Here is a 16,704-nt window from a genome sequence, read left to right on the forward strand (position 1 = left end):
GTAGGTGTGGCATTTCTCGAAAGTAGCCGAACCCGATGTCCGAAATGCGCGTCCCCAGCGGACCTCGTGGTCAATATGTCCACGGCCGCCGCCCACGACGCGGATTTCAACAACGTGACCCCGGCCGACGTCCGGAGTCGCGGCTCCGGGGGCGGTGCGACGCGCACGTAGGATCCCCCCGGTGTCCGGAGTGGTCCAGGGGTTCACCGTCATCTTCATCCTGATCGGGGTGGGATACGTGCTCGGTCGGACCCAGACCCTGGGGCCGGACGCCCACCAGACGTTGTCGCGGCTGGTGTTCTTCGTCTTCACCCCGGCCCTGCTGCTGCACTCGCTGTCGACGACGGACGTCGCACAGATCTTCTCCACCACGCTGCTGATCGCCGGCGGCAGCGCGTTCGCCGTCGGAGCGGTGTACTTCGTCCTCGCCCGGACCGTGCTCCGGCGCGAGGTCCCCGAGGCCGTGATCGGAGCGCTGTCGTCGAGCTACGTGAACAGCGCGAACCTGGGCATCCCGATCGCGATCTTCGTGCTCAAGGACGCCACCTTCGTCGCGCCGCTGCTGCTGTTCCAGATCGTCATCTACTCCCCCATCGCGCTCACGATGCTCGACCTCACGGCACTGCGCAGTGGCGCCGGGCGGATCACCCTGCGTGACACGGTGATCGCACCGGTGACGAACCCGATCGTGATCGGCGGCATCGTCGGACTGGTCATCTCACTGACCGGGGTGACGCTGCCGCACGCGGTGGAGGAGCCCATCGGGATGCTCGGTGACGCCTCTGTTCCCGGCGCACTGCTGGCATTCGGGTTGTCGCTCACGGGGGTCAGCGTGCTCCGCAAGGGCGAGAGTCCGCGCCGCGACGTCGCACTCGCGTCGGTGATGAAGATGGTGGTACAGCCGATCCTGGTGTTCGCGCTCGCGTACTTCCTGTTCGACGAACGTGGACACGCACTGTTCGCCCAGGTGGTGATCGCCGCGCTACCGACCGCGCAGAACGTCCTCGTCTACGCCACCCGGTACCAGCGCGGGGTGGTGCTCGCCCGGGACAGCGCCCTGGTCACCACGCTCGTCTCGATCCCGGTCATCGGCGTCATCGCCGCGCTCCTCGCTTGACCGCTCACCGAGTTTCACCGCCACCACGCCGAGTAGGATCAGCGCGCCTCCCCCGAACTGGACCGGACGGGGCAGTTCGGCCAGCAGAGCCCAGCTCCACACGACACCGGCGAGTGCCTCGGACAGGCCGACGAAGGACGCCACGCGCGGACCGAGTCGCCGGGCCCCGAGCACGCCGGTCACATACGCCGTCGCCGCGGTGACGACACCGAGGACGGGGACAGCGACCCACGGCGACATCGTGACGCCGGCGTAGGCGACGTCACCCGTCCCGATGCGCATCGGCATCGCGCCGACGACGCCGAGCAGCCCGAGCACCATCGCCCCGACGACCAGTCCCGCGGTCGCGAGCGCGAGCGGCGGCAGCCCGGAATCGTCGTCGGCGCTGATGAGGAAGTACGCGGCTGCGCCGATCATCGCGCCGAACGCCCAGGCCACACCCGTCCCCGACACGGTCGTCGACGACGACATCAGATCGAGGACCAGGACGAGTCCGACCGCGCAGATCGCCACGCCGACACCCGTGAGCCCCGACGGCCGCTGTGACCGACGCACCCACAGCCACAGCACCACGGCAGCCGGCGAGGTGAACTCGATGAGCAAGGCCGGGGCCACCTGCATCGACCGCACCGCGGAGAAATAGCAGAACTGCGCGGCGGCCACCGCGAGCAGGCCATAGACGACGACCGTCGGCGCGTTCCGGGCCAGCAGCGACCACCGTCCTCGGAGCGAGGCCACACCCCAGGGCAGCACGACCACCACTCCGATCGCGATGCGCAGGGTGACGACGGCACCCGGCGACCACCCGGTCTCCAGCATCGGCCGCGCGATCGCCCCCGACAGGCCGAAGGAGAGGGCGGAGACGAGCGCGAACGCCAGCCCCACCCCGAGACGCCTGTCATCACCCATCGACCTCATGGGTCATGACGCTAAGCGGCCTCGCGGTAATGTGTCAACGTGGTTTTCACCGATGACACTGAGCTGTCGCTGCAGGCGGCTGTCGCGCTGGCGAACACCGCGGTGGACCCGGACACCCTCACGACCGTCGACGACCTCGCGGAGTTCGTGACCGAGCAGGGGTTCACCGGGCGCATCGACGGCGATCTCGCCGAGCTCGACGAGGTCCGCGCCGTCCGGCCCCGGCTGCGGGCGCTGTTCACCGCGTCGACCGGCGACGCCGTCGGGCTCGTCAACGACATCCTCGCCGAGTACCGGGCGACGCCGCGACTGGTCCGCCATGACGACCAGGACTGGCACATCCATGCCGTCGACGACGACGCGCCGCTGGTGACCCGGATGCTCGTCGAGGCGGCCATGGCCATGGTCGACGTCATCCGCGCCGACGAGATGTCGCGGTTCTCGGTCTGCGCCGACAACTCCTGCGAGGCTCTGGTGATCGACCTGTCTCGCAACCGATCTCGCCGATACTGCTCGACGACGTGCGGCAACCGGAACGCGGTCGCGGCCTATCGATCGCGTCAGCGCGGCGACGGGACCGCGTCGGATCGCTAGGGTCGGCGCATGACCGATCTGCCCGCCGATCGCCCCGACGACCGGCCCGCGGTCCGTGTGTCCGACGCCGACCGCGGTCGCGTGCACGACATCCTGGCCGCCGCGATGGCGCAGGGTTACCTGAGTCCGGCTGAGTACGAGACGCGCGCCGGCAAGGCCGTCGAGGCACGCACGACGGACGACCTGTCCCCGCTGACCGCCGACCTGCCGGTCGATGCGATCGCGGGGTCGGTGTCGTCGACGGCGCCGCCCGGGAAGGCGCCGGTGCAGCGGCTCATCGCCGTGATGAGCGGATCGGAGCTCGCCGGTGACGTCGCGGTCGGCGGGTCGCTGACCGCCCTGGCGTTCTGGGGCGGTGTCAGCATCGATCTGCGACGGGCGCGGTTCACCACCGGCACGCTCGAGATCAGCGCGACCGCGGTGATGGGCGGCATCGAGATCGTCGTCCCGCCCGATGTCGAGGTCGACATCCGCGGCGTCGGGATCATGGGCGGTTTCGACCGCCGCGCATCGGGTCCGGGAAGGCGCCCGAACGGGCCGCGGGTGACGATCACCGGTGTCGCCCTGATGGGCGGGGTGTCGGTGGAGCGCAAGGGGTCCGCGGGCGACGAGCGCGAACGCCTCAGCTGAGGCGGTCGAGGAGTCCCCGCGCGTCGAACGGCGCGTGCACCTTCACGTCGTTGTCGAAGTAGACGTGGATGTCGCCGGTGTGCCGTCGGAGTGTGGTCGCCCAGTTGTCGAGCGACTTGTCGGAATAGCCGCTCACATACAGTTTCTCGTCGCCGTGCAGGCGGCAGTACGTGAAGTCGGCAGTCTGCTCGTCCATCACCGGATAGCGACGCGCCGCGTCGGCGAGGACCAGGGCGACGTTCTGGTCACGGAGCAACCCGACCAGTTCGGGCGTCTCGAACGACGGGTGACGCACCTCGACGGCGTGCCGCAGCGGGCGGTCCTCGTCGATCTCCAGCCAGTCGCGACCGTCGAGACGCTGGTCGTGCCGCCGCGCGAGATCGGCTGCGGCAGCGGTGGTCCGCGGCAGGGAGTCGAGGAACGGGCCGAGCCGGTCGGGGTCGAACCGCATCGCCGGCGGCAGCTGCCACAGGATCGGGCCCAGCTTCGGGCCGAGCGCCAGCACCCCGGACGCGAGGAAGTTCGCGACCGGGGTGTCGACGTCGCGCAGCTTCTTCATGTGCGTGACGAATCGCGGACCCTTCACCGCGAACACGAAGTCGTCGGGCGTCTCCGACGCCCAGCGTCGGAAGCTGTCCGGCTTCTGCAACGAGTAGAACGTGCCGTTGATCTCCACCGAGTTCAGCGTCGACGACAGGTACTCCAACTCCCGCCGGTGGACGAGGCCCTTCGGGTAGAAGGTGCCCCGCCACGGCGGATAGAACCATCCCGACGTGCCCACACGAACCGTTCTCGTCACGGTCGCAGGACTACCCCCGACGACCCCGTCGTGAACCCAGGTAGTCCCCGACCACCGCGGCGCCGAGCCCGTCGATGTCGGGTGCGACGACGCGGCCACCGATACGACGGGCGATCTGGTCGACGAAACGCTCCAGGCTGGGATCGTCGCCCAGTCGGAAGATCGTCACCTGTGCGCCGAGCCGGGCGACCGCGTCGAGTTCACGGACGGTCATGGCCAGGGTCGCCGGATGCGGCGGGTAGTAGAAGAACGGTTCGCCGTCGGGTTCGAGGTGGGCGGTCGGCTCACCGTCGGTGACGATGAGGACGACGGGCTGCGCGTTCGGGTGCCGTCGCAGGTGCCGTCCGGCCAGCATGAGCGCGTGGTGCAGGTTGGTGCCCTGCTCCATGCGGGGCTGCAAGCCGGTGAGCTCGGCGATGTCGATGGTGCGGGCGTGGCGCCCGAAGGCGATCAGCGACAACTCGTCGTTGCGGAACCTGGTCGAGATCAGGTGGTTCAGCGCGACGGCGGTCCGCTTCATGGGCAGCCACCGTCCCTCCATCTCCATGGAGAAGGAGGTGTCGACGAGGAGCACGACAGCCGCCTTCGAGCGCGCCTCGGTCTCGGCGACCTCGACGTCACGGACGTCGATGCGGACACCCTCGCGAGCGAGGTCACCGGCGGCCTCCAGCCCACCCGGCGCCTCGGTGACGGTGCGCCGCACCGCGTTCCCGACGGTCGCGGTGACGTCCCACGGCTCGGTGTCGCCGAACTCCCACTCGCGGGTGGCCCCGGTCGGCTCACCCGACGCACCGGTGCGGCGGGTGGCGCGGTCACCCTTGCGGCCCGAGAGTTGTTCGGCGACATCGCGGAAGATCGACTGCCCGAGCTGCCGCATGGCCTTCGGCGACAACTGCAGGTTGCCGTCGGCGTCACGGTGGAAGATGTTCTGTTCCTTGAGCGCCTTCTCCAGCTCGGCGAGGGTGCGTGCGTCGGCGGACGCCTCGGGACCGAGCTGTCGCGCGAGTGCGTCGAGGTCGATGTCGTCCATCTGCGCGCCGGCGTACTGCTGCGACAGCTGTTCCGAGAGGGCCTCCAGCTCGGCGAGGTCGGACAGTGCGCCCGCGCCCTGCCCCATGCCCATCCCCTGCTCGCCGGTGAAATCTGCCGAGTCACCCCACCCCATGTCGGGGCGGGCCTGGCGCAGTTGCGAATCCATCTGCGCCAGTTGGTTCATCAGTTCCGGAGAGCCGAACGCCTGCTGCGCGAGCTGGTCGAGCTCGGCGCGCTGCTCGGGTGACAGGGAGTTGTAGAACGCCTGCGCCGCAGCAGCCCGCTTCGCCAGCGCCTCGACGAGTTCGTCCGTCGACTGCGGGTTGTCCGGGAAGTACTGCCCGTGCTTGCCCATGAACTCGTCGAACTGCTCGGTCGTGTCCTCACCACGGTTGTGCGCGGCGAGCAGCTCGTTGAGGTCGGTGAGCATCTCCGAGATCGCCTGACGGTCCGCGTCGGTCGCATTCTCCAGCGCGTCCTTCATGCCCTGGAAACGCTGGTCGAGCATCTCGCGGCCGAGCAGATCGGAGATCTTGTCGTAGTCGGCCTTGGCCTCCGGCGACCGCCACTCGTAGTCGGAGAGCTCCTGCACCGCCTGCGCCGTCGACGGCGGCAGGTTCCCGATCTGCATCTCGGCGAACCGCGCCTCGTCGTCGAGATCCCGTGCGAGCTGCTTGCGCTCGTTGAGGACCGCGCGATCGAGCAGCTCGCGGATCTCGGTGAACGTGCCGTCGAGGTTGTTCTTCTCCAGCAGTTCCTTACGGCGCTTGTTGATCTGCTCACGCAGCTTGTCCAGGCCGCGCATGTCCTGCGTCCCACGACGCAGGTACTCGCGCATCGCGCGCTGCGGCGAGGCGCCGGCCATGATGTCCTCGCCGATCTCGTCGAGCGCGGACCGCAGATCGACCGGCGGGGCGAGCGGATCGGGTCCGCCACGGTATCGCTGATAGGAGGAGCGGTGGAATCTGTTGCGTGCCATCAGGTGATGCTCTCCGTGGTGCTGTGGCGGCCGGGACGCCGAGGGTCAGCCGTACATGGTGACGCCGTGGTCGTCCGCCTCCTTGCTGATGCGCCGGGCGAGGAACAGCCCTTCCAGCGCCAGTTCCAGTGCGCTGGCGCGCTCGCCACCGTCGGCGGCGTCGAGGCGTTCGGCGACGGCGTCGACGACGGGTGTCGTGGTGTCCGGCGACGGGATGCTCTTCAGCAGCTCCGAGGCGGTGACGCGGTCGCCGGTGACGACGGGTTCACCCGACTCGAGCGCGGTGACCAGCGGCGCCATGTCGATGCCGCCGAGGTGGGCGCGGACGGTGTCGGCGGTGGCCTTGCGCAGGAGGTGTTCGAGGATCTCGGTCTCGCGCCCCTCCTCGCCCGACTCGAATTCCACCTTGCCGCGCAGCACCTCGACGACCGACTCGAGGTCGACGACACGCGCGACGGCCGACTCCTCGCCGGTCACGGTCGCGCGGTGCAGAGCGGCGGCACCCACGGTCTCGGCACCGGCGATGGCGAAGCGCGCCGAGACGCCGGAGCGCTGGTCGATCGACGGGTGGTCACGGACGTAGCGGGTGAACCGCGCCAGGATCTCGACGATGAACGTCGGCACGGTGGCGACCAGGTCTGCCTCCTGCTCGATGACCGCGATCTCGTCGTCGAGCTCCAGGGGGTAGTGCGTGCGGATCTCGGCGCCGAAGCGGTCCTTGAGCGGGGTGATGATCCGACCACGGTTGGTGTAGTCCTCGGGGTTCGCGCTGGCGACGAGGAGCACGTCGAGCGGGAGCCGCAGCGAGTAGCCACGGATCTGGATGTCGCGCTCCTCCATCACGTTGAGCATCGACACCTGGATGCGCTCGGCGAGGTCAGGGAGCTCGTTGATCGCGACGATGCCGCGGTGCGCGCGGGGGATCAGGCCGAAGTGGATGGTCTCGGGGTCGCCGAGGTTGCGGCCGGCGGCGACCTTCATCGGGTCGACGTCGCCCACGAGGTCACCGACGGACGTGTCCGGTGTCGCGAGCTTCTCCGAGTAGCGCTCGGAGCGGTGCCGCCAGACGATCGGCAGGTCGTCGAGGAGGTTCGCGGCCTTGCGGATGGCGGCCGGGGTGATCGGTTCGTAGGGGTGCTCGTCGAGCTCGGAGCCCTCGATGACGGGCGTCCACTCGTCGAGCAGGCCGGCGAGGGTGCGGAGCAGGCGGGTCTTGCCCTGGCCGCGCTCGCCGAGCATGACCACGTCGTGGCCGGCCAGGAGGGCGCGTTCGAGCTGCGGGACGACCGTCGACTCGAAGCCGACGATGCCGGGCCAGGGGTCGTCACCGGCCCGGAGCTTGGTGAGGAGGTTGTTGCGGATCTCGTCCTTGACCGACCGCTGGACATGGCCGGAGGCGCGGAGTTCGCCGAGAGTACGAGCAGAGGGATGACCGGTTGAGGCTGACGTCACGTATCCACGCTACGAGTGTTTCGTCGGTCCTGCACTGACCCCGCCTGCCTCCACCCGCGTTCTCGCTCTCAGCGAACGGCGGGTCGGGTTCCCGCGACCGTTGCCGCCACCCGCGACCGTCGCGGCGGTCGCGGGAGGCGGATGTGGTCGCGCGAGCCGCTCAGCGGACGGCGAGCCAGACCGCGAGACCGAGGCCGGCGAGACCGATGACGACGCGCAGGGGTCCGGCCGGGAGGCGGGCGACGATCGGCGGGCCGGCCCACCCGCCGGCGAGGCAACCGACGCCCATAGCGACGGCCGCGACCCAGTGCACCGGACCGGTGATCGCGAAGAGGACGGCGGCGGACAGGTTCGACAGGCCGAGCAGGGCTGACTTGAGCAGGGCCGCACGCCAGAGCGGTTGCGCCGAGGTGACCAGGGCCAGGGCCAGGAAGATCACGCCCGCGCCGGCACCGAAGTAACCCCCGTAGACGGCCACGGCGAACGACGAGACCGCGAAGACCGTCGGCATCTCGCGGTGCCCGGCGGCGTGTCGCAGGACCGGCTGTATCAACACGGCCACCGCGGCGATCGCGACGAGGAAGGGGACGATCGCCTCGAACGAGCCCGCCGGAGAGACCAGCAGGACACCTGCCCCGATCAGTCCTCCGACGACGGCGATCGCCCCGAGCATCGTGAGCCGTCGACGATCGTCGAGCAACGACGACCCCGCCTGGGCGGTGCTGCCGACCCCGACCGACACCAACGCGACGGTGTTGGTGACGTTGGCCGCGAGCGGTGACAGACCGGCGAGCAGCAACGCGGGATAGCTCACCAGCGACGCCAGACCCGTGATGTAGCCGACCAGTCCGGCGCCGAAACCGGCCACGACCAACAGGACCAGGGTGGAGAGTGTCATCGCGATCATCATCGCCTGCCCCGCGGTCGGACGTCATGCGGCCTGGTCTGCGTCCCGCGCGGGTGCGCGGGATCGGTGTTGCTGGCCGGTGGGCGTTCGGATCAGCGCCTCATGGGTGCCGTCGTCGTCGATGGCGGTGGTTACCGCCCAGCCGGGGTTCTGCTTCTGTCGGTTGTGGGTGCGGCACAGGCCGTTGCCGTTGACACTGTCCGTCGCCCCGCCGTCGACATGGGGCTGGGCGTGGTCGATCTCGGCGATCGGCGCGTCGCAGTACGGCATCCGGCACGACACGTCGCGGCGGACGATGAACCGCCGCAGGCCGGACGGGAAAATCCGCGCCTTCGATTCCATCGCGACCAGCGCACCGGAGCCCGGTGCGGCGAACAGCCGCCGCAGCGTGACGAGCGCGTCAGCGTCGAGCGCGTCGGATATCAGGCTCCGCGCCGTGTCGGCCGGGATCACTCCGTAGCCGGGAACATCCGCCGCGGCGTCGGAAAGCCCGACGAGCGCGCCGGCAGAGACAACGACGTCGACCGACACCGCGACGTCCTCCGGTGCCGCCGTGCCGGTGAGCCGTTCGAGGAGGGTGTCGGCCATGACCTGCGCGTGGGTGCGATCGCCATCCCCGACGAGCCCGTCCGCATGCTGTTTGAGCGCGGCGTACGCCGCGATTCCGGCCGTCATCGGTAGCAGCGCCGAGAGCTGCACCATCGCATCGGGTTTCGGCCGCATCGTCACGCGGCGGTCCTTCGGCGCACTGGCGTTCCGGTCGACGAGCGCCTGCGGGTCCCGCTCGTAGGCGATGCGCTTGGCCACCGCTTCGAGCGCCCGGTCGCCGACACCGTCGAGGGTCGCCGGGTCCGCGCACAACGCGTGGTCGATCACGCGTCGATCTTCGACCTGCAGGTAGCCGGTCTCACGGACAAGGATGGTCGCCCGCCACTCCGACAACGACCCCTCCCGCAATCGGGCGAAGGTGTTCGGCATCTCGCCCATCGCCCGAGCGAACCCCAGATGGCGGCCACCTGCGTTGCCCGACACCCGCCGAGCCAACGCCACCTCCGCAGACAAACCCCGACACCGCCGCTCGACCGGCACACCGGCCTCGGCTTCCGCGGCGAACCGCAGGTCCTGAAGACGAAGCGTGTCGGCGGCCTGCCCGGCCGCGCAGGCGGACTTGATCGACTCCATCAGCGAGATCCGGTCGATCGCCTCTGCCTCGTCGCCCGCAGCGGGAAGCGCTGCCAGCACAGCCATCACATCGCTCAGCGCCTTTCGCGCGTCGATGGTGCCCGTGCTCTCCATACGTACATGTGTACACGATCGGTCCGACATGATTTTCCGATCAAAGAGCCCTGTGCACAGCATGATTCAGCGTTCCAACCTCCCCAACGAACGGTTCCAGCCGCCCAACGAACGGTTCCTGGTGCCCAACGAGCGGGGTGGGGGTGGTTACTACGCCGGGGTAACGGTTTTCGCAGGTCACAGCACATGCGCATCCCGATCACCGCACCCGAATCACCGTGATCGCAACGCTGGGTGCCGACGCAACCCACCGTGATGATCCTCGCGTGATCGAGATCCAAGGACTGACCAAGACGTTCGGGCACGGCCCGAACGCCGTCACCGTCCTCGACGACATCGACTTCGCGGTCGCGGCAGGGGAGATCTTCGCCGTGGTCGGGCCGTCGGGGGCCGGTAAATCGACGCTCGCGCAGTGCATCAACCTGCTGGAACGACCCACCTCCGGGTCGGTCGTCGTCAACGGCGAACGCCTCACCGACCTCGACGAGGCCGGTCTGCGCGCGGCTCGCCGTCGCATCGGCACCGTGTTCCAGTCGGCGAACCTGTTGAGCCGTCGCACAGCCGCCCAGAACGTCGCCCTCCCCCTGCAGTACCTGGGTGTCACCAAGACGCAGACACAGGAGCGCGTCGCCGAACTCCTCGACCGCGTGGGACTCACCGCGCAGGCCGACCGGTACCCCCACCAGCTGTCGGGCGGGCAGCGACAGCGCGTCGGCATCGCCCGCGCACTCGCCCTGCGTCCGTCGGTGCTGCTGTCCGACGAGGCCACCTCCGGACTCGACCCCGCGACGACGGACTCGTTCCTCGAGCTGCTCACCGAGGTGCGCGACGACCTGCAGATCGCTGTCGTGTTCATCACCCACGAGATGGACACGATCGTGAAGGTCGCCGACCGCGTCGGGCGCCTCGACCAGGGCCGCATCGTCGAGCAGGGCGCGGTTGTCGACCTCCTCCTCGACCCCGAGTCAGCGCTCGGGTCCGCGCTCCGGCCCCGTGCCGCGACGACGGCTCCCGCGCCCGGTGTACGCGCCGTCCGCATCACACACACGTCGCCCGCGGTGCCCGGCGACTGGATCACCCGCATCTCCGCGACGACGGGCGTCACCCTGACCGTCCTCGGTGGTCACGTGCAGGACGTCGGCGGGGTCCCCGTGGGCGAGTGGACGATCGGGGTGCCCGAGGCCGACGTCGACGCGGTGGTCACCGCTGCGGGACCGCTCGGTCTCGCCGCCCGTCCCCTCGACCCGTCGTCGACGGCGGTGGCGGCATGAGCGCATCGACGAGTGTCCTCGCGGCCATCACCGTCCCGACGAACGAGATCCCCGGACTGCTGATCCCGGCGTTTCAGGACACCGTGATCATGGTCGGCATCGTGATGGTGATCGTCGCGGTCGTCGGCGTCCCGCTCGGTGCCATCGTCCACAACCTTGCTCCCGGTGGACTGTTCGAGAACCGCGCCCTGCACACACCGCTCTCCTGGGTCATCAGCATCGGCCGGTCGCTGCCGTTCCTGGTGCTGATGACCGCGATCATCCCGTTCACCCGACTGATCACCGACACCAACATCGGCATCCCCGCCGCGGTGGTGCCCATGTCGATCGCGGGCATCGCGTTCTTCACCCGCATCGTCGAGAACTCGCTGCGCGGCGTGCCCTCGTCGGTGGTCGCCGCCGCCACGGCCGCGGGCGGGTCGAAGGTCCAGATCATCCGTACCGCACAGATCTCCGAGGCGTTGCCGTCGATCGTCGGCGGGCTGACGATCAACACCATCGCGATGATCGAGTATTCGGCCATCGCGGGCACCATCGGCGCCGGCGGTCTCGGCTACATCGCGGTCACCTACGGCTATCAGCGATTCGACCACCAGGTGATGATCGCGACGATCATCACCCTCGTCATCACCGTCGCGGTGATCCAGGTCGTCGGCGATGCCCTCGTCCGGTTCCTCTCCCCCGAGCAGTCGGTCCGGTCGGCCCGGCTGCCCTCGAAGGTCTGATCACACAGCAGGTCTGACACCCACACCGCATCTCACCATCGCACGGACACGCACAGGGCGTGGCCGTGACCCTCTGCGCACCGAAGGAGACACCCATGACGCAGACCAGCCCCCCGCCCACCACCGACGACACCGCCGGTTTCGACGTGAAGAAGCGTCGACGCGGACCGATCATCGCGGGCGTCGTCATCGTCGTCGTCGCGGTGATCGCCGGTCTAGTCGCCTGGCGCTTCCTCGGGTCCGACTCGACGTCCCCGAACGAGAAGGCCGGGGCCACACTGACCGTCGTCACCGCGGAGGGCAACGCGAACGAGCAGGCTCTCGTCGACTACATCGCGAAGAACGTCGCCCCGAAGTACGGCATCAAGGTCGCCTTCAAGGGCCTCGCCGACAGCACCACGCTGAACCGCGCGGTCAGCGACGGTGAGGTCGCGGGCACCATCTACCAGCACAAGCGGTGGCTGTCGCAGGTGCTCGACGCGAACCCCGACTTCAAGGAGGTCGCGGCGACGCCGGTGTTCCGCTGGGGATTCGGCATATGGTCGGACAAGTACACCGACGTGTCGCAGCTCCCGAACGGCGCGAAGGTCTCGCTCTACTCCGACCCCGCCAACGAGGCGCAGGGACTGTGGCTCCTCGAGCGCGCCGGCCTGATCACCCTCAAGCCGGGGATCGACAAGTCGCGGGCGACCCAGAACGACATCGCGACCAATCCGAAGAACATCCAGTTCACCCTGCTCGACTTCGCCGCCCAGTCGCGGGCGCTCCCCGACCTCGACGCGACCGTCGGGTACACCGAGTACTACCTCGCCGCGGGCGTCCCGCTGAGCAAGCAGATCTTCGCTCCGGCGGCGCCGGACGAGTTCGCGGGTCAGCTGACCATCGGCACGCGGTGGCAGAACACCGACAACATCAAGAAGCTCGTCGCCGTGTTCAAGGACCCGGCTGTGCAGGAGTACCTCCGCACCGACCCCCAGGTGAAGAACATCCTGCTGCCGCTGCAGTCCTGATCGACTCCGCGACAGCGTGATCCGCGAGCCGCTGACCCACCCGGGTCAGCGGCTCGCGACGTTCGCAGGTCAGTTCGGGGCTGTCGCCTGCGCGAGCGGGGCGACCCCGCCGCTGATGTCGGTGATGGTCCACTTCTTGTTCCTGTCGACCGTGATCGGGTACAGCGCAGTGGTCTTCACCCCACCCGGCGACTGCACGTTGGTCACCTGGACGTCGACGAAGACCTGCACCACATAGACACCGTTGTTCTGGCTCTTGATGTCGCTGCCGACGAGGTCGCCTTTGGACACCCACTGCAACTGTCCGAGCAGCTGCCGCAGCACCGACTCGCTGCTCGTGAACTGCTGCCGCATCTTGTCGTCGACGTTGGTCCGCAGCGCCGCGAACCACGGGTCGAAGTCGCGATAGTCGATCAGCGCCGCCTTCACGGCGTAGTCGCTCGCCACGTCCTCGGCCCGCTGGGCGTCGGAGTTCGCGTCGCGCAGCGTCGTGTAGTCCGACCGGTAGGACGACGCGTAGTAGACCGCGACGCCGGCGACCACCGCCAGGATCACGACGAGGCCGGCCAGCACACCGACGAGCAGTCGAGGCCGACGCGAGGACGCCGGGTCGGTCGTCGTGGCGGGCTTCTCCCCGGCCGTCCCCGTGGTCGCGGTGTCGGACGTCTCCGTCGTCGCGGTGTCGGACGTCTCCGTCGGCGTGGAGGCGGTGTCGTCCCCGCCGTCCTTCTGGTCGTCCGTCGCCATCGATCGCATCCTCCGTCGTCGTCGTGCGCCCCGCGTCGTCGCGCGGGACCCTCTCACCCTCGTGCCGCTACCGCGTGCTCACGCGGAAGCGCACCACACCGTTCTCGTCGACGATGCGCAGACCCCTGCGGACGACCGATCCGACATCGATCGACGTCGCCGGCGCGACCGTGGACAGCAGCGGCAACAGCACGCCGATGGGCGGGGTGATCTTCGGCAGCAACCGCGTCAGGTAGCCGTCGAGGGTCTGCAGGAACGGCGCGATCACCTGCGTCCAGGCCACGGCGCCGTTCGTGGCGCGGGCGAGACCCGGGAAGAGTCCCCACAGTTCGGTGAACGTGGGTTGGTTCAGCAACAGCTGTCGGGAACCCTCCGAGAGCGTCGGACCGATCCCGTCGATCTTTCGGACGAACGCCTGCGCCGTGTCGAACAGGTCGGAGAACTCGGTGCGTCGGGTGGTGATGGTGCGCGACAGGTAGCGGGAGAACTCGCCGATCCGGGTGATGTCGTCGTCGCGGCCGATCCAGCCGGCGTTGATGGTGTTGGCGATGCTGTCGATGCGGCCGGGGTCGATCTGCCCGACGAGCCGCTGCAGGTTGGTGAGCGTCTCCCCCACCGTCGACCGTGCGTCGATGTTCTTCTCCAGCACCGCACCGTTCGCGATGAACGGACCGTCGGCGGTCGTCGACGAGAAGTTCAGGTACTGCTCGCCCACGAGCGACAGGTTCTCCACCGTGACCGACGCCGACGCGGGGATGTGGTAGTCCGCGTCGAGGGACAGTGTCGCGCGGAGACCGTCCGGGCGGATGTCGATGGACCGGACGGTGCCGACCTCGATCCCGTTCCAGAGCACCCGCGACCGCGGCAGCAGTCCGCCCGACGACGCCATGTCGACCGTGACCGTCGAGGTGGACTCGAAGGGCCGCACCTTGAGGATCCCCACGGCGAGGTACGCCGCGAGGCCGAGCGACACGACCACCAGCAGCGCGAGCGACGTCTTGACGCCGATCTTCATGACATGCCCCCGCTCACCTCATCGCCCCGATCATCCGCAGCGTCGCCGCGATCGTCCGCAGCTGGTCGCCGGACGCCGTCGGCGTCGACAGCCCGCGCGGAGAGGACATGTCGACGATGTTCACGCGCGGCGCGGCGAGGAACGGGAGTATGCGGTCGTTCACGAGATCGCCGAGCCTCTGCAGGTCGCCCGGGAGCGTCGAGTCCAGTTCGACGGCGAGGTCGACCAGCGGGTCGACCGTCCGGATGAGCGTGGACAGCGGTTGCGCGCGTGTCGTGAACAGTTGGTCGACGGGGACGAGCTCGAACCCCAACGTGCCCAACACCTTGGTGAAGCTGGCGAACGAGACGAGCGCCCCGCCTATGCGTTCGGGGCCCACGTCGAGGGTGAACGCGAGGTCGGGCCCGCGGACCGCGGCCGACCGCGCGAGCACCGCGAGCGCGTCGAGCAGCTCGCCGACCGGTCCCTGGTTCTGCGCCAACCGGGCGACGAGCTCCCGGGACACCTCGATCGCCTTGTCCCGCTGCGCCGTGTCCTCCGGGAACGCGGTGTTCGCACGGTCGATGGTGCGCTGCAGCTTCTCTAGGGTGCCGCCGTTCGCGAGCGAGGCGATCCCGCCGAGCAGTTCCTCGACGGCCGGTGTCACGGTGGTCCGCGACATCGGGATGGTCGCGCCGTCGCTTAATGGGGGGCCGTCGGCGTCCTGTGACGGCGGCGTCAGCGAGATGTAGATGTCCCCGAGGAGGGTCGACTGCTCGAGCGATGCACGGGTGTCATGGGGGATGCGTACCGCCGCCTCGACGTCGACGGTGGCGACGGCCACCGGGGCGCCCGGGGTACCACCGATACCGACCTCGCGGAGGACACCGATCTTCGTACCGTTCATGAGGACCTTGCTGCGCGCCGGCAGGTTCAGGACGTTCGAGAACTCGATGCGCAGTTCACGACTCGCGCCCGAGACCCGCGTGCCCGGCAGCGGGAGATCGGCGACCTGGACGCCGCACCCGGCGAGCAGGGTCGTGACGACCACGAACAGGGCCGTCGCCGCGGCACGGGCCCGGGTCCGGGTCATCGCCGCCCCGCCGATCCCAGCACGAGCTCCAGCAGTCTCGTGTCGACGCGGTCCGGCGCACCGGCGACGGGTCGGCAGGACCCGGCGAGCAGGCGGTTGACCACGGCACACGACGCGGCCGACGCCGACATCGGCGCGCGCACACGGACAGTCGGCGCCGCCACCGACACCGCGAGACCCGGCTGGGTGTCCTGTGCCTGCGCCCGGATCGCCGACATCACGGGCGGCAGCAGCCTGAGCAGCGCCACGATCTGGTCGGTGGGCAGGAGCTCGACGAGTGGGGTGATCAGTTCCAGCACCTTCAGCAGGATCGGCCCGTACCGCTGGACGGTGGTCGCGAGCTGCGGCACCACCCTCGTCACCCGTTCGAGGGCGGGGTTGAGCTCCCGGGTCAGCTCGCCGAGCGCGATGGAGAACTTCCCGACGTTGTCGATGGCGGACTGCACGTCCGGCCAGCGGTCGACGAAGAACTGGGCGAGCTGCTGCCCGTCGACGATCAGTGATCGCAGCTGCGAATCCCGCAGGGCCGGGTCGCCCAGCGCCCGCGACAACCCCTGGACGGCCCGGTTGAAGTCCTCGGCCGATCCCCTGAGTGCGTCGTCGACGTCGGCGAGAGCGTTCCCGACCGCCTGCTGCTGCCCGGGGGTGCGGCCGGCGACGTCGGTCAACTGCGAGGAGAGCCTGTTGAAGGCGTCGAACGCCTGGCTGAGGCTCTTCGGGGTGCGTGTCCGGTCGAGTGGGATGCACCGGCTCGTGTCCCAGGTGGGCCCACCGGTGTACGGCGTCGGGATCTCGAGACGGCGGTCGGTCACGATGGAGTCCGACGTCGTGACCGCGGAGACGGTCGCCGGGAGACGGACCCCGCCGTCGACGTCGAAATCGACACGGACGGCGCCGTTGTCGGGACCGACCCTCGTGACGTGTCCGATCGTGACCCCGAGCAGCGTGAGGTTGCTGCCCGGGTAGAGGCCGATCGAGTCGCTCATGATCGCGCACCCCGACCCGCTCGGCGACGAGTCCGTGGTGCGGACCGCGGCGACGACCATCGCGATGACGGCCACGATCGCCGCGACGATCACCGTCCGCGCTGCGACGGTCCGCCACCGGGACGAGGTCGGTGGCGCTGTGGTGTCGGTCATC

General features: G+C 69.4%; 15 protein-coding genes and 1 pseudogene. 6 read left to right on the forward strand and 10 right to left on the reverse strand.

What is annotated here, in order from left to right; translation table 11 throughout:
• Positions 1-181: 181 nt before the first annotated feature.
• Positions 182-1,117 carry an AEC family transporter gene (locus LX12_RS09220; RefSeq protein WP_253654234.1) on the forward strand — a complete coding sequence of 312 codons (936 nt, stop codon included), beginning with the start codon at positions 182-184 and terminating at the stop codon, positions 1,115-1,117.
• A 27-nt stretch (positions 1,118-1,144) separates the two neighbouring features.
• Here LX12_RS09220 and LX12_RS09225 read toward each other — a convergent pair.
• Positions 1,145-2,035 (reverse strand): annotated as a pseudogene (locus LX12_RS09225) (EamA family transporter); the annotation flags it as partial.
• Positions 2,036-2,074: 39 nt separating this feature from the next.
• On the opposite strand from LX12_RS09225, the gene LX12_RS09230 reads away from it, so the two are divergent.
• Entirely contained in the window at positions 2,075-2,629 is a 555-nt protein-coding gene (locus LX12_RS09230) for a CGNR zinc finger domain-containing protein (RefSeq protein ID WP_253654235.1), read from the forward strand.
• Between the two features lie 9 nt (positions 2,630-2,638).
• Positions 2,639-3,259: a DUF1707 SHOCT-like domain-containing protein gene (locus LX12_RS09235; RefSeq protein WP_253654236.1), complete on the forward strand. Its 621-nt coding sequence runs from the start codon at positions 2,639-2,641 to the stop codon at positions 3,257-3,259.
• Here the strand turns inward: LX12_RS09235 and LX12_RS09240 are convergent.
• The 5 genes from LX12_RS09240 to LX12_RS09260 all read right to left on the reverse strand — a co-directional run bounded on the left by LX12_RS09240 (position 3,252) and on the right by LX12_RS09260 (position 9,724).
• Entirely contained in the window at positions 3,252-4,058 is an 807-nt protein-coding gene (locus LX12_RS09240) for a DUF72 domain-containing protein (RefSeq protein WP_253654237.1), read from the reverse strand. The two genes, LX12_RS09235 and LX12_RS09240, sit on opposite strands and share 8 nt — an antisense overlap.
• Positions 4,059-4,068: 10 nt before the next feature.
• Positions 4,069-6,069: a vWA domain-containing protein gene (locus LX12_RS09245; protein WP_253654238.1), complete on the reverse strand. Its 2,001-nt coding sequence runs from the start codon at positions 6,067-6,069 to the stop codon at positions 4,069-4,071.
• Positions 6,070-6,114: 45 nt separating this feature from the next.
• A complete protein-coding gene (locus LX12_RS09250; RefSeq protein WP_253654239.1) occupies positions 6,115-7,521 on the reverse strand; it encodes an ATP-binding protein in 1,407 nt (468 codons plus the stop codon).
• 160 nt (positions 7,522-7,681) lie between these two features.
• Complete coding sequence (locus LX12_RS09255) at positions 7,682-8,419, reverse strand: sulfite exporter TauE/SafE family protein (protein WP_253654240.1); 738 nt, start codon at positions 8,417-8,419, stop codon at positions 7,682-7,684.
• 33 nt (positions 8,420-8,452) lie between these two features.
• A complete protein-coding gene (locus LX12_RS09260) occupies positions 8,453-9,724 on the reverse strand; it encodes an HNH endonuclease signature motif containing protein (protein ID WP_253654241.1) in 1,272 nt (423 codons plus the stop codon).
• A 266-nt stretch (positions 9,725-9,990) separates the two neighbouring features.
• On the opposite strand from LX12_RS09260, the gene LX12_RS09265 reads away from it, so the two are divergent.
• The 3 genes from LX12_RS09265 (at position 9,991) to LX12_RS09275 (ending at position 12,730) form a co-directional block, all read left to right on the forward strand.
• A complete protein-coding gene (locus LX12_RS09265) occupies positions 9,991-10,995 on the forward strand; it encodes a methionine ABC transporter ATP-binding protein (protein WP_253654242.1) in 1,005 nt (334 codons plus the stop codon).
• The gene (locus tag LX12_RS09270; RefSeq protein ID WP_253654243.1) at positions 10,992-11,720 is read left to right on the forward strand and encodes a methionine ABC transporter permease; all 729 of its coding nucleotides are present in this window, start codon (positions 10,992-10,994) and stop codon (positions 11,718-11,720) included. Before LX12_RS09265 ends, LX12_RS09270 begins: the two co-directional genes overlap by 4 nt.
• A gap of 95 nt (positions 11,721-11,815) precedes the next feature.
• Positions 11,816-12,730 carry a MetQ/NlpA family ABC transporter substrate-binding protein gene (locus LX12_RS09275; protein WP_253654244.1) on the forward strand — a complete coding sequence of 305 codons (915 nt, stop codon included), beginning with the start codon at positions 11,816-11,818 and terminating at the stop codon, positions 12,728-12,730.
• Between the two features lie 69 nt (positions 12,731-12,799).
• Here the strand turns inward: LX12_RS09275 and LX12_RS09280 are convergent, their stop codons facing one another.
• The 4 genes from LX12_RS09280 to LX12_RS09295 all read right to left on the reverse strand — a co-directional run bounded on the left by LX12_RS09280 (position 12,800) and on the right by LX12_RS09295 (position 16,703).
• Complete coding sequence (locus tag LX12_RS09280) at positions 12,800-13,477, reverse strand: hypothetical protein (protein ID WP_253654245.1); 678 nt, start codon at positions 13,475-13,477, stop codon at positions 12,800-12,802.
• A 67-nt stretch (positions 13,478-13,544) separates the two neighbouring features.
• Entirely contained in the window at positions 13,545-14,492 is a 948-nt protein-coding gene (locus LX12_RS09285) for an MlaD family protein (protein ID WP_253654246.1), read from the reverse strand.
• A gap of 13 nt (positions 14,493-14,505) precedes the next feature.
• The gene (locus LX12_RS09290; RefSeq protein ID WP_253654247.1) at positions 14,506-15,564 is read right to left on the reverse strand and encodes an MlaD family protein; all 1,059 of its coding nucleotides are present in this window, start codon (positions 15,562-15,564) and stop codon (positions 14,506-14,508) included.
• Positions 15,561-16,703 (reverse strand): MlaD family protein, encoded by a 1,143-nt coding sequence (locus LX12_RS09295; protein ID WP_253654248.1) that lies wholly within the window; start codon positions 16,701-16,703, stop codon positions 15,561-15,563. The genes LX12_RS09290 and LX12_RS09295 overlap by 4 nt, the downstream gene beginning before the upstream one ends.
• Position 16,704: the final 1 nt, after the last annotated feature.

The organism is Williamsia serinedens, from assembly GCF_024171725.1.
Taxonomy (GTDB): domain Bacteria; phylum Actinomycetota; class Actinomycetes; order Mycobacteriales; family Mycobacteriaceae; genus Williamsia_A; species Williamsia_A serinedens.